The sequence below is a fragment of the Pseudonocardia cypriaca genome, assembly GCF_006717045.1.
Lineage (GTDB): Bacteria > Actinomycetota > Actinomycetes > Mycobacteriales > Pseudonocardiaceae > Pseudonocardia > Pseudonocardia cypriaca.
In genome coordinates, this window is record NZ_VFPH01000003.1 from 611,675 (window position 1) to 625,002 (window position 13,328).

Sequence of the window (13,328 nt, forward strand, 5' to 3'; positions counted from 1 at the left end):
CCGTGGAAGCGATGCCCGTGCCGTTGGTCGACTGGTTGCGCGCCCAGGACGACGAGATGCTCTCCACGCTGTTGCGGCTGCGCCCCGACCTGTCGGTGCCGCCGCCGGCGGACCTCGTCGTGCTCGCCACCCGCGCAGGCGTCCGCGCCTCCGTGCACCGCGCCTGCGACGACCTCGACAGCGTCACGCTGGCCGTCCTGGAGGCCGCCGTCGTGGCCGACGCGGACACCGCGCCCGTCGCCGCCACCGAGCTGTCCCGCCTCCTCGGCCCCGACCTGCCCGCCGCCACGCTCGACGGGGCGCTCCGGGCGCTGCGCGACCGCGCACTGCTCTGGGGCCCCGATGGCGAGCTCTCGCTCGTGCCGGCCGCTCGCGAGGTGGTGCCGCGGCATCCCGGCGGCCTCGGCCGGCCCGCCTCCGGGCCGGCCGGGTCGTCCGCGCTGCCTGAGCTGCTCGCCGCCGTCACGCCCGAGGAGCGGCGCGTCCTGGAGGCGCTCGCCACCGGCCCGCCGATCGGGCGCAGCCGGTCGGGCACCGACCCGGACAGCCCGGTCGGGCGGCTGCTCGCCCGCGGGCTGCTGCTGCGCGTCGACTCCGAGACCGTCGAGCTGCCCCGCCAGGTGGGCCTCGCGCTGCGCGGCGAGCGCCCCATGGGGCAGATCCCGGTCGCGCCCCCGGACATCGGCGCCATCGACCGCCGCGCCGACCTGGTCGACCGCACGGCCGGTGGCGCCGCGCTCGAGGTGCTGCGCCGGCTCGACCTGCTCATCGCCTTCTGGGCCCACACACCGCCACCCGTGCTGCGTTCCGGCGGCCTCGGCGTGCGCGAGCTGCGCCGGGCCGCACGTGAGATGGACACCGACGAGGCCACCGCGGCCCTGTTCGTCGAGCTCGCCCTCGGCGCCGACCTCGTGGGCGAGAGCGACGGGGTGGCTCCCGACTGGGTGCCCACCACCACCGCGGACGTGTGGGCCGCCGGCGGACCGGAGATCCGCTGGTCCACCATCGCGCGCACCTGGCTCGACCTGCCGCGGCTGCCGGGCCTCATCGGCCGCAAGGACGATGCCGGCCGCGCGATCTCGGCGCTCTCCGACGGCGTCCGCCGCCCGCTCGCGCCCCGCGACCGGCGCCGGGTGCTCGCCGGCCTCGCAGAGCTCCCGCCCGGCACCGCACCCGCGTCGGCCGCGGCGCTCGCCGACCTGCTCGCCTGGCGGGCCCCCCGGCGCGGTGGACGGTTGCGCGACGAGCTCGTCGCATGGGTGCTTGCGGAGGCCACTGTGCTGGGGGTGGTCGCCCTCGACGCCATCACCGGGCCGGGCCGCGCTCTGCTCACCGACCCGGACCGGCTCGTGGCCGCCCTGCGCGTCACGCTGCCCGAACCGGTCGACCACGTCCTCCTGCAGGCCGACCTCACGGCCGTGGCCCCCGGCCCGCTGGAAACCGCGCTGGCGCGCGAGCTGGACCTGGTGGCCGACGTCGAGTCGGCGGGCGGGGCCACCGTGTACCGCTTCACCGAAGCCACGATCCGCCGCGCGCTCGACGCCGGGCGCTCGGCCGCCGACCTGCACGAGCTGTTCGCGAAGCGCTCGGCCACCCCCGTGCCGCAGGGCCTCACCTATCTCGTCGACGACGTGGCACGCCGGCACGGGCAGCTCCGCGGCGGCGTTGCATCGTCGTTCCTGCGCTCCGACGACGAGGTGCTCGTCTCCGAGGTGCTCGCCCACCCCAGCACGGGCGCGCTCGAGCTGCGGCGCATCGCCCCGACCGTGCTCGTCTCCTCGCTACCGCTCGTCGAGGTGCTGGACGGGCTGCGGGCCGCCGGCTTCAGCCCGGCGGCGGAGGACACCGGTGGGGCCGTGCTGGACCTGACCGACCGCGGCCGCCGCACGTCCCCCCGCCGCCGCGCCACGGGCCGCAGCGGCCCGCCCGAACCGGACGCCGAGCAGCTCGCGGCCCTGGTGTCGCGGATGCGCGCGGGTGACGCGATGGCGGGTGTCCGCCGAGGGGCCGCGGCCGCCAACGGCTCGACCCTCGACCTGCTCCGCTCGGCGGCTGCGGCACACCGCAGCGTCTGGATCGGGTTCGTCGACGCCCACGGCGTGGCGAGCGAGCGCGTGCTGGCGCCCCATTCCGTCGGAGCGGGCGTGGTGGAGGGCCGGGACACGGTGAGCGGCGACGTGCATCGCGTGCCGCTACACCGCATCACCAGCATCGCGCTGGTCGAGGACGGCTGAGCGGCGCACCGCGACCGCGAGGACCAGGCAGCCGGCCGCCACGAGGACACCGTGCCCGATCCGCAGCGCGGGCGGCCCGAAGAACTGGGGGAGGTACAGCGCGAACGCGAGCGCGAACGGAACGCCTGCCCAGCGCGGGAAAGCGCCGGAGCGGGCCACCGCAACCGCGACGAGCACGCCGGCGGCGGCGAGCAGCAGCAACCCGGCGACGAACGTCGTGGCGGGCCACGGTCCCATCCGGAACCCCTCGGCCAGCTCGAGCAGCGAGGTGTCGCCGGTGCGGACGATGCGCTCGCCGATGACGGGCAGCACGAACGCCTCCCCGCCGTAGTACGGCAGCACGAACGTCGCACCCGCGGCCCACAGCACCGCGGCCCACCTCGCCACGCGAGCGCCGCCGCTACCGGCCAGGGCGGCCTGCACCACGAACAGGGCGAACGCGATGAGGGCGAACCCCACGACCGCCGCGAGGTGAGCCGGGACCCAGGCCGGTGAGGTGAACGCCGCCGGCGTCCCTTCGGCGGTGACGTCCGCCCACGGACGCAGCGCCGGGTAGAGCAACAACAGGGACCCCGCGGCCACGAAGGCCCCGCCGGCGCCCGCCGTTCTCGACCGGTCGCCGACGACAGGGGTGGTCCGGACGGTCATGCGGGCTCCTCAGCGCGGGAGAGCAGTGCTCTCGAATGAGAGCAGTCTCTCCCACGCGGTGTTGCCCGTCAAGAGCAGTGCTCTCGAGCGTGAGAGCCGATCTGGATTAGCGAGCGCCTGCGTGCATGCGGTGGTGCATGGCGTGCTCCACCAACGTGATCAGCGTCTGCTTCGTGGACTGCCGGTTGCGCGCGTCGCAGCTGACGATCGGGATGTTGTGGTCGATCGACATCGCTTCCCGCACGTCCTCGATGCGGTGCTGGAGCAGCCCGTCGAAGCAGTTCAGGCCGACGATGTACGGCAGCCCACGGTCCTCGAAGAAGTCGATCGCCGCGAAGGAGTCGGCGAGCCGGCGGGTGTCGACCAGCACGACCGCGCCGATCGCCCCGCGCACGAGGTCGTCCCACATGAACCAGAAACGGTGCTGTCCGGGCGTGCCGAACAGGTACAGGATCAGGTCGGCGTCGAGGGAGACACGACCGAAGTCCATCGCCACCGTGGTGGTCTGCTTGTTCGGCGTGGCAGCGAGGTCGTCCACGCCCGCACTGGCCTCGGTCATCACGGCCTCGGTGGTGAGCGGCATGATCTCGGACACCGAGCCGACGAACGTCGTCTTGCCGACACCGAAGCCGCCTGCCACCACGATCTTGGCGGAGATCGTGGCCGCGGTCGCGATCGGAGGCCGGCTGGGGTAACTAGAGCCGACGGAGTCCACTCAACACCCTTTCCATCAGTGCGAGGTCCGGTTCGTTGCCGGCGCTGCTCGCGGTCTGGTGCACGGTCACCAGGTTGAGCCCGACCATGTCACCCAGCACCACCCGGGCCACGCCGAGCGGGATCGACAGGAGCGCCGCGACCTCTGCGACCGATCGCGTCTGCTCGCAGAGCTCCGCGACGGCCCGGTGCTCCATCTGCAGCAGGCCCATCTGGTCCTTGGCTCGCTGGCTGGTGGAGACGAGCGCCTCGATGGCCAGGTCGAGGCCGGACTTCGTGCGGCCACGGGTCCACGCGTACGGCCGGACGGCCGAGGCTCCGGCCTCCACCCCGCCCTGCTCCACCGGGACCCCGCGCAGATCGATCGGCGCGGTGGGCGACTGCCCCGTCGGTGCCTGCTGGACCGGCGCGGGCTGCGGCAGGGCCATTGCCGCTGAAGCGGAAGCGTCGGCAACGGCGCTGTCAGGAGCGTCGACGTCGGCACCCCGTTTACGACCCCATCGCCGTCGGCGCGATGAACGACCGGCGTCGAAGCTGAAGCCGTTCATCACGTCGGCGAAAGTCGGCTCCGGAGGTTGCCGGCGCTCGTCATCGGGACCCGAGCTCATCGCATGGCCTCTCTGTGCGTACCCGCCCCGCCGGCTCCGCCGGCCGCCATCCCCCGATACTCAGGCAGCGCTTCGCGCAGGCGCAGTGACATTGATTCGCTCGCAAGCTCGCTCACAAGAACATTCACCTGCTTCCTGCCGATCGGTGGCTGCGACGAGTGGTCAACCAGGTGCGCTCAGCGGCCGAACGTGCCCTGCAGTTCGGCGCGCAGCTCGGGCGTGAGCAGCTGACCCACCCGGTCGACCAACAACGTCATCTCATATCCGATCAGGCCGATGTCACAGCTGGGTGACGCCAGCACCGCGAGGCAGGAACCGTCGCTGATCGACATCAGGAGCACGATGCCGCGGTCCATCTCGACGACCGTCTGGACCACACCGCCTGCGTCGAAGCAGCGCGCCGCACCCTGGGTGAGGCTGACCAGACCCGACGCCACCGCGGCGAGCTGGTCGGCTCGGTCCCGTGGAAGCCGGTCGGATGCGGTGAGCAGAAGGCCGTCTGCGGACACGACGATGGCGTGTGCCACGCCGGGCACCCGCTCCGCGAAGTTCGTGACCAGCCATCCGAACCGGCTCGGCTGGATCTGTGGCGCCGTCATGAGGACTCCTCGTCGTGATTACCACCCGCGTTGGCGGGATCCGTACCACCGTTGTGCTGCTGATCGCCGCGCATCCTGCTCTCGCGGCCCTGACGAACGCCCTGCTGGTAGCTCGCGAGACGGCCGCGGATGCTCTCCGCGCTGCGCATGGAACCTGCGGGAGGTGCCAGTACGGAAGATCCTGCACTGCCGGGCACCAGCCGCGCACGTGGCCGGCGCTTGGGCAGCCCGGCCGAAGTGAGCTCTTCCTGGCGCTCCGCGAGCGCGCCGCTGGCTGCTCGCCACCCCTCGTCGGCCAAGCTCGCGAACTCCTGCTCGACGGGCTCAGGCTCGGGCGCCGGGGTGATCGGCACCTCCTCCGTGGGCGGCGGCGGCGGTGCCGGCACCGGGGGCGGGGCCGGCCGGGGGGACGGCGCGGGCCGCGGCAGGCGCTGGGGCGCGGGCTGGGGCACGGGCTGCGGCGCGGGCTGAGGCGGTGCGACCGGCGGAGCAGGGGGCGGCGTCGGCGCCGCCGCCGTCTCGGGCCGGCCGGCGCGGTTCGGCAGAGCGGACTCGCTCGGCTGGGCAGGCCCGTTCTGCTGCTGGGTGCCGTTCTGCTGCTGCTCGTACTCGACCGGGATCTGCCGGTTCGAGCGGAACCACGCAGAGGCGATCTCCTCGAAGATCGGCGTGGTCTCGCCGAGGTCGAACCCGCTGCCCTCCGGGCGGCCACCGAGACCACGGCCGTTCGGCTCCGAGATGACCGGCACGTTGGGCGCGAACAACGCGTCGGCGTCCGCCGGCGGCCGCTCCGGCTGGTTGGACAGCGCCTGCTCATGGGCCGGCGCCGAGCCGGCCTGGGCGAACGGCCGCGGTGTGGGCCGCGGTGTGGGCCGCGGAGCCGGCTGCTGAGCCACGGGCTGCTGGACGTCCCGCTGCCGGGGCGCCAGGTCCTCCGGCTGTGCGGCGGGCTGGGGCGCCGCCTCTGCCGCCGCGGACTCCTCCTGCGGTGCTGGCTGCTGCGACTCGGTGGGCCGGGCCTCGGGCTGTTGCGACGGGGTCTGCTGCGACTCCGCCGGCCCACGGCGCACCACGGGCATCGGCATCGTGGGCGGGGACACCGCGGCGTTCGCGTCGTCGCTGCGGCGCTCGCGCCCGAACTGCTGCTCCGGCTTCTCCCGCTCCCGGTGGGACGGCGCGGCCCACTCGGCCGCGGCCCGCTGCTCCGCCTCGGCCTGCCGGGGCGACGGCCCCGGCCGGGACTGGACGGCAGGCGGCTGGGCGGCAGTGGGCTGAGCCTGGCCCGCCTCGGCAGCCGGCTGCTGCTGCGCCGGCTGCTGCTGGGCGGGCTGCTGCTGGGCCGGCTGCTGGGACGGGGTCTGCTCCGCCGCGGGCTGCGGCGACAGCCCCCGGCTCGGCCTGCGTCGCGGCAGCTCGGAGCCGGTGGAAGGCGCGAGGGGCGACACGCCGTGCCCGTTCACCGGCTTCTCCGCCTGCGCGTCGCGCTCGGCGCCGGTGGCCTGCCCGGCGCCGCCGAGCTGGTCGGGGCTGCCGGTGAGGCCGACGGGGTGGCCGTTGCGGGACTCGGCGCCGGCCTGCTCCTGCTTCGTGCCGGCCTGTTCCTCGGCGCGCGCCGCCGCGGCCCGTGCCGCCGCGGCCTCCTGGTCGCGACGGGCCTGCGCAGCCACCTCGCGAGCCTGCTCGTCCGCGGGGTCGGAGCCGCTCTCGCCACTCTCCGGCCCGGACGGGCTGCCCGGGCGGAGGGTGGATCCCGGGCGCCTGCTGGGCAGGGAGGGCGGCGTGCTGCCGCCCTGGCTGGGTGGCGGGGTGAACAGCTGGCCGTCGCCGCCCACCGGGGTGTCGAAGACACCGGTGGGGTTGGCGGTGCCGTCGGTGCCCGCGATCAGCGCGGATAGCCCACCGCTGCGCGCGGTGCCGTTGGCCCCGCGCTGCGGTGGCACCGTGGGACGCCCGCCCGCGGCACCCGCGACCAGCGGGAGACCCGCGGTGCGGCTCGACTCGACCGGCTCGATGGACGGGATGAGGTGCGCCGGGACCGAGACCAGTGCGGTGAGACCCGACCCCTGGCCGCCCGTGGAGCTGCTCAACCGGACGTTGATGCCGTGGCGAGCCGCAAGTCGACCGACCACGAACAGGCCCATGCGCCGCGACGCGGACACGTCGACGGATGCCGGCCCGCCGAGGCGCTGGTTGGCGTCGGCCAGCTCGTGCTCGGCCATGCCCACGCCACGGTCGGCGATCTCGACCACGATGGAGCCGTCGGTGGCCCGGGTGGTGCTCATGACCACCTGGGAGTCGGGCGGGGAGAAGTTGGTGGCGTTGTCCAGCAGCTCGGCGAGCAGGTGGACGACGTCGGAGGCCGCGCGCCCGGCGACCGTGGCCGTGGGCGGGGTCTGCACGACGATCCGCTGGTACGACTCGACCTCCGACACGGCGGCCCGCAGCACGTCGACCATCGGCACCGGCGCGATGTTGCGCTTGGCGAGGTCGGTGCCCGCGAGGACCAGCAGGTTCTCGCTGTTGCGCCGCATACGGGTGGCGAGGTGGTCGAGCTGGAAGAGGTTCGCCAGCTGGTCGGAGTCCTGCTCGTTGCTCTCCAGCTGCTCGATCAGCTGCAGCTGGCGTTCGACGAGCGCCTGGCTGCGGCGGGAGAGGTTGACGAACATCGCGCTGACGCCGGCCTGCAGGGAGGCCTGCTCGGCGGCGAGGCGGACGGCCTGTCCGTGCACCGCGTCGAACGCGCGGGCCACCTGGCCGACCTCGTCGCGGCCGACGAGCGGCACCGGGTCGACGGTGACGTCCGGGGTCTGCCCCGCGCGCATGCGCTCGACGGCCTCGGGGAGCCGCCGCTCGGCGACGTCGAGGGCGGAGGAGCGCAGCACGCGCAGCGACCGGATCAGGGCGCGGGCGAGGAGCACGGCGACCGCGATGCCCGCCAGGAGGCCGAGCATCAGGACCACGGCGTTGACGCCCGCGAGGTTGCTGGCCTGCTCCTCGGTCGCGACGCTCGCCGCGACCAGCTCGTTCCGCAGGAGGTCGCCTGCGCGGTCGACGGCGGCGCGGGAGCCGTGGTAGGCGGTGTCCCACTCGTAGGCAGGCACCGCGATCGGCTGGTTCGGCGGGGTGGCGACGATGGCCGCCTCGATCCGCTCGCGCTGGGCGTTGGCGGCGTCGTCGAGGAAGTTGCCGAAGCGGGCGAGCTGCTCTGCCGTGAGCGCGGCGCGGTAGTCGCGGAACGCCCCGTCGAGCTCGGTGTCGGTTGCGACCTCGTTGGCGTCGGCGGGCGACAGGTTGCCCGCGCGGATGCCGGCGCCGAGGATCGTGTGCTGCTCGGCGAGCTGCTCGCGGGCGGCGTTGACGGCGTTGAGCGCGTCGGCGAGGCCTGCGGTGCCCGGCGTCCGCACCTCGCGCAGCATGGCGCGGTCGAGGACGTCGAGGCTCGTGACCACCTCGCCGTAGCGGTCGAGGATCTGCCTGGCCCCGATGCCCGGGTTGTCGGTGACGTCGGCCCGCAGGTTCTGCAGCTGGCCGATCTGCACCTTGGTCTGCGCGAGCGCGGAGAGGCTCGTGGACTCGAGGCCCTCGGCACCCTCCAGTGCGGTGAGCATCTCCTCGGCCTCGGCCTCGCTCTTGTTGAAGCCGATCTCGAGGACGCCGCGGTCGCCCTTGCGCTCACCCGCCACGAACAGCGTGGACTCGTCCCGTTCCTCGCGGAGGGCGTCGGCGGTGCTCGCCACCCGCTCCCGTACGTCGAGCAGCTGGGTGCTCTGCCCGAGCTCGGCAGCTACCCCCGCCTGGTCGGAGACGCGCAGGACGCCGAGGACCAGAGCGAGCAGTGCGGGAACTATCCCGACAACCACAAGCTTGACGGTCAGCGTCCAGTTGCGCGGGTTCAGCCGCTCGGACCAGGGTTGCCTGGTCTCGGTGCTGGTCACGTCAACGTCCCCCTGTGGATTGCCGGCGACGATCTGCCGCACTCTGGCACGCACACGCAAGTATTCGCGAGTGCGGGCCGGACGAGCTGCAGCCCCTGGTCGGTGGGTGGCCGGGTTCGGGCGTGATGCCCGGGCAACAAGAGCATCGGATCGATCCGTCGCGCCTTAGGTCGGGGGCGGACCGGTCGGGTGTCCCGGCCCGCATCGTGCGCGCTCCGATCCGACACGCACCCTCTGGGGAAGGGTGTTGACCTACCGGACCCGGTACGATCGCGGTGGCGCACGTGTGCTCTCGGACAGAGCCCGGGAAGTATAGCCCGAGTTCAGAGGGCCCCCATCCGTCGAGGTCGGCCATTGCCGATTCGTTCCCCCGAATGGACCTGCGAAGCACGCTGAGTAGCGTCACCGGGGGCACCATTCGCCTGCAAGGAGTACCACCGCTCATGACCGATGGGCCGCTCATCGTCCAGTCCGACAAGACGTTGTTGCTCGAGGTCGACCACCCCGACGCCCCGGCGGCGCGCGGCGCGATCGCGCCCTTCGCCGAGCTCGAGCGCGCCCCGGAGCACGTCCACACCTACCGGGTCACCCCGCTCGCCCTGTGGAACGCCCGTGCAGCGGGCCACGACGCCGAGCAGGTCGTCGACGCGCTGGTCCGCTACTCGCGCTACGCGGTCCCGCAGCCCCTGCTCGTCGACGTCGTCGACACGATGGGCCGCTACGGGCGCCTGCAGCTCACCCACTCCCCCGTCCACGGTCTCGTCATGGTCGCGCTCGACCGGGCGGTGCTCGAGGAGGTGCTGCGGCAGAAGAAGATCGCGCCGCTGCTCGGCGCCCGCATCGACGACGACACGGTGATCGTGCACCCCTCGGAGCGCGGCCACCTCAAGCAGGCGCTGCTCAAGATCGGCTGGCCGGCCGAGGACCTCGCCGGCTACGTCGACGGCGAGGCGCACCCGATCGCACTGGCCGAGGACGGCTGGTCGTTGCGCGGTTACCAGCGCGAGGCCGTCGAGGGGTTCTGGGCGGGCGGCTCCGGTGTCGTCGTGCTGCCCTGCGGGGCCGGCAAGACGCTCGTGGGCGCGGCGGCGATGGCGGAGGCCCAGGCCACCACGCTGATCCTCGTCACCAACACGGTGGCCGGCCGGCAGTGGAAGCGCGAGCTCGTGGCGCGCACCAGCCTCACCGAGGAGGAGATCGGCGAGTACTCCGGCGAGCGCAAGGAGATCCGCCCGGTCACGATCGCGACCTACCAGGTGATGACGCGCAAGAGCAAGGGCGAGTACAAGCACCTCGACCTGTTCGACTCCCGGGACTGGGGGTTGATCATCTACGACGAGGTGCACCTGCTGCCGGCCCCGGTCTTCCGGATGACGGCCGACCTGCAGTCGCGGCGGCGCCTCGGCCTCACGGCCACCCTCGTCCGCGAGGACGGGCGCGAGGGCGACGTCTTCTCCCTCATCGGCCCGAAGCGCTACGACGCGCCGTGGCGCGACATCGAGCAGCAGGGCTGGATCGCACCGGCGGAGTGCACCGAGGTGCGGGTCACGCTCACCGACAACGAGCGGATGGGCTACGCGGTCACCGAGGCCGAGGAGCGCTACCGCGTGGCGTCCACGGCGCACACGAAGCTCGCCGTCGTGAAGGGCATCCTCGACCGCCACCCCGGCGAGCCCGCGCTCGTCATCGGGGCGTACCTCGAGCAGCTGGAGGAGCTGGGGCAGGTGCTCGACGCCCCCGTGATCCAGGGCTCCACGAAGAACCGGGAGCGGGAGGCGCTGTACGACTCCTTCCGCCGCGGCGAGCTGCCGGTGCTGGTCGTGAGCAAGGTGGCCAACTTCTCCATCGACCTGCCGGAGGCGAGCGTCGCCATCCAGGTCTCCGGCACCTTCGGGTCGCGCCAGGAGGAGGCGCAGCGGCTCGGCAGGCTGCTGCGACCCAAGGCCGACGGCCGGCAGGCGCACTTCTACTCGGTGGTCTCGCGCGACACGCTCGACACCGACTACGCAGCGCACCGGCAGCGGTTCCTCGCGGAACAGGGTTACGCCTACCGGATCGTCGACGCCGACGATCTGCTCGGACCCGCTGTGCCGGACGTGAGCTGAACGGGCGGAGTACGCGTATCTGGGTCACCCGGTCCGGTGTCCTAGGTGTGCAGGAAGTCCGTACAGGTAGGACACTGACGGCGCCCACGCCCAGGGAGCGGTCATCAGCACACTCGGCTGGATCATCGTGGTGGCCGCGGCCTGGCTCGCCGTCGCCACGCTCGTAGGCGTGCTCGTCGGGCGGGTCGTCCGGGAGCGCGACCGCCAGGTTCCCCCCGCGCCCGTCCCACCTCCGGTGCCCGACAAGAGCACCGGGAGGCACGCGTCCTCGCGCCGGGTGCCCGGGTGGGGCAGGCGACGGTCATGACCGCATGACCCCCTCTGCATTCGGGGCTGTCGGAGGCCCGTGACCTGTGTCATCGTCCGCGGATGGCGTCGAGGGATGAAGCCGCGGCGGAGCGGGTCCTCGGGCAGGAGCACCTTCTCAACACGCTGCTGGCCGAGCGCGACGGGCTGCTGTCGGTGCTCGACCGGGTGCTCGCGCTGCACGGCACCGCCCGGTTGATCCGCGATGCCGCGGGGGCGGAAGCGGGGTTCGTCGCCGAGGTCGAGGGCACGTCCCAGGCCGTCATCAGGTGGCTCGCCGGCAACCGCACCGACTCCCTGCAGGACCTCGCCGTGCCGAGCGGGCAGGGCGTCGGCGGCCGGGTACTGGCGCTGGGCCGCCCGGTTCGGGTCAGCGACTACGTCACGGCGCGCAGCATCACCCACCAGTTCGACGGGCTCGTGAGCCGCGAGGACATGTCGGCGATGCTCGCGGTGCCGGTCCTGGACGACCGCCCGGGGAGCACGCGCACGGTCGCGGTGGCGTACGCGGCTCTGCGGGGCCCCGGCGAGTTCGGTGACGACGCCGTCCGGGCGGTGCAGGCGGTGGCCGCCGACGCGGCCCGCGCGCTGCGCCTCGCGGACCGGGCAGCGCTGGTCCGTGCCACCGCGGTGGCCGCGGAACGGCAGCGGATGCAGGCGGCCCTGCACGACTCGGTCGGGGCGATGCTCTTCTCGATCGGCGCCCAGGTCCGCGACCTGCGCTCGACGCTGCCGGACAACCCGGTCCTGCGTTCCCGGCTGGGCCGGCTGGAGTCCGACATCTCGGCTGCGTCTCTCGCGCTCCGGGAGGCGCTGCTCGCCCTCGCCGAGTCGAGCCCGGAGCGCGCCCTGCCGATCGAGATCGCGGAGCACTGCCGCAGCTTCGAGGCACGCACCGGCGTGCCGGCGCGGTTCGTGCAGCTCGGGCCCGTCCCGCCCCTGGACGCCGAACGCACGACACTCCTGATCAGCGCCGTCCGGGAGGGCCTGCTCAACGTCGAGAAGCACGCCGACGCCGCAACCGTCGTGGTCAGCCTCGGCGAGGTGGACGGCGGGATCCAGGTCGCGGTGGCCGACGACGGCGTCGCCCGCAACGCCGAAGGGACCGAGCCGGAGGAAGGCAGCGGCCTGGGGATCCGGCTGCTGGCGGAGAAGGCGGCCCGGCTCGGTGGCCGGGCCAGCCTCGTGCACGACGAGGACGGCGGCACGACCCTTCGGCTGCTCGTGCCGGGCCCGCCGCGATGAGCGAGCGTGAGCCGGCGAACCGGTGTCCCAGGCCGAGCGTCGGCGAGGCCGTGCGATGAGCCCGGCTCGGGTCATGGTGGTGGACGACCACCCGGTCGTCCGCGACGGCGTTGCGCTGCTGCTGCGCAACGAGCCGGCGCTGGTCGTCGTCGGGTCGGCCGAGAGCGGGCGCGCGGCACTCGAACGGGCCGCGGCGCTGCGCCCCGACCTGGTGCTGCTCGACCTGCGGCTGCCCGACATGCTCGCGCCCGAGGTGGTGTCGGGGCTGCGCGCGGCGGTACCGGCAGCACGGGTGGTGGTCTTCACCGCGCACGGCGACCACCACGGCGTGCAGGCAGCTCTCGACGCCGGGGCGCACGGCGCCTTGCTCAAGGACGCCGCCGTCACCGACCTCGTGGCGGCACTGCGCCGCGTGCTGCGCGGCGAGCGGGTCTGCGACCCGCGGATGGTGCGGGACGAGGACGCCAGCCGATCCGCCGTGGCGCGCAGCGGGCTCACCCGGCGCGAGTACGAGGTGCTGCGCCTCGCCGCGCAGGGCCGGACCAACCCGGAGATCGCCGAGACCACCGGCCTGGCGCGCAACACGGTGAAGACCTACCTGCAGTCCGCGCTGCACAAGCTGGGCGCCCGCAACCGGGTGGAGGCGATCGGCAAGGCGAGCGAGGCGGGTCTCCTGTAGCTGAGTTGCGGGGCGTTCCGCGGAACGCGGCTGCTGTGGCGTTGTGGTGGCGAAGCGATCCGGTGGGCGCGCCGGCACGGTGCGTGGCTCCTCGTGTGCGGTGCGCGACTCGTCGATAACGTGTCGTCAACATCCGGCCACCCCTCTCCACGTGGGGGTGGTTCGCCCGGAACGTCCACACCACGATGTGGCGGCCGCCACAGGGCGGCCGGAGGCGAAGGGGCCTTGGGTGGCGCTACGACGAGGTGCGGCACA

9 protein-coding genes are annotated in these 13,328 nt (G+C 73.7%); 4 read left to right on the forward strand and 5 right to left on the reverse strand.

Going from position 1 to position 13,328, the window contains the following annotated elements; genetic code table 11:
* Positions 1-11 precede the first annotated feature (11 nt).
* Positions 12-2,234 carry a helicase-associated domain-containing protein gene (locus FB388_RS34570; RefSeq protein WP_142106883.1) on the forward strand — a complete coding sequence of 741 codons (2,223 nt, stop codon included), beginning with the start codon at positions 12-14 and terminating at the stop codon, positions 2,232-2,234.
* Here FB388_RS34570 and FB388_RS34575 read toward each other — a convergent pair.
* From FB388_RS34575 to FB388_RS34595, 5 genes are all read right to left on the reverse strand, one after another.
* Entirely contained in the window at positions 2,193-2,882 is a 690-nt protein-coding gene (locus FB388_RS34575) for a hypothetical protein (RefSeq protein WP_142106884.1), read from the reverse strand. The genes FB388_RS34570 and FB388_RS34575 overlap by 42 nt on opposite strands.
* 106 nt (positions 2,883-2,988) lie before the next feature.
* A complete protein-coding gene (locus FB388_RS34580) occupies positions 2,989-3,597 on the reverse strand; it encodes a GTP-binding protein (RefSeq protein WP_142106885.1) in 609 nt (202 codons plus the stop codon).
* Complete coding sequence (locus FB388_RS34585; RefSeq protein WP_246122688.1) at positions 3,578-4,024, reverse strand: DUF742 domain-containing protein; 447 nt, start codon at positions 4,022-4,024, stop codon at positions 3,578-3,580. The genes FB388_RS34580 and FB388_RS34585 overlap by 20 nt, the downstream gene beginning before the upstream one ends.
* 356 nt (positions 4,025-4,380) lie before the next feature.
* Positions 4,381-4,803 (reverse strand): roadblock/LC7 domain-containing protein, encoded by a 423-nt coding sequence (locus FB388_RS34590; RefSeq protein ID WP_142106887.1) that lies wholly within the window; start codon positions 4,801-4,803, stop codon positions 4,381-4,383.
* Positions 4,800-8,738, reverse strand: a complete 3,939-nt coding sequence (locus FB388_RS34595; RefSeq protein WP_170225971.1) for a sensor histidine kinase — start codon at positions 8,736-8,738, stop codon at positions 4,800-4,802. The genes FB388_RS34590 and FB388_RS34595 overlap by 4 nt, the downstream gene beginning before the upstream one ends.
* A 443-nt stretch (positions 8,739-9,181) precedes the next feature.
* On the opposite strand from FB388_RS34595, the gene FB388_RS34600 reads away from it, so the two are divergent.
* From FB388_RS34600 to FB388_RS34610, 3 genes are all read left to right on the forward strand, one after another.
* Positions 9,182-10,843 (forward strand): DNA repair helicase XPB, encoded by a 1,662-nt coding sequence (locus FB388_RS34600; protein WP_142106889.1) that lies wholly within the window; start codon positions 9,182-9,184, stop codon positions 10,841-10,843.
* 369 nt (positions 10,844-11,212) lie between these two features.
* The gene (locus FB388_RS34605) at positions 11,213-12,394 is read left to right on the forward strand and encodes a GAF domain-containing sensor histidine kinase (protein WP_142106890.1); all 1,182 of its coding nucleotides are present in this window, start codon (positions 11,213-11,215) and stop codon (positions 12,392-12,394) included.
* A gap of 55 nt (positions 12,395-12,449) precedes the next feature.
* Complete coding sequence (locus FB388_RS34610) at positions 12,450-13,073, forward strand: response regulator (protein WP_142106891.1); 624 nt, start codon at positions 12,450-12,452, stop codon at positions 13,071-13,073.
* Positions 13,074-13,328 lie beyond the last annotated feature (255 nt).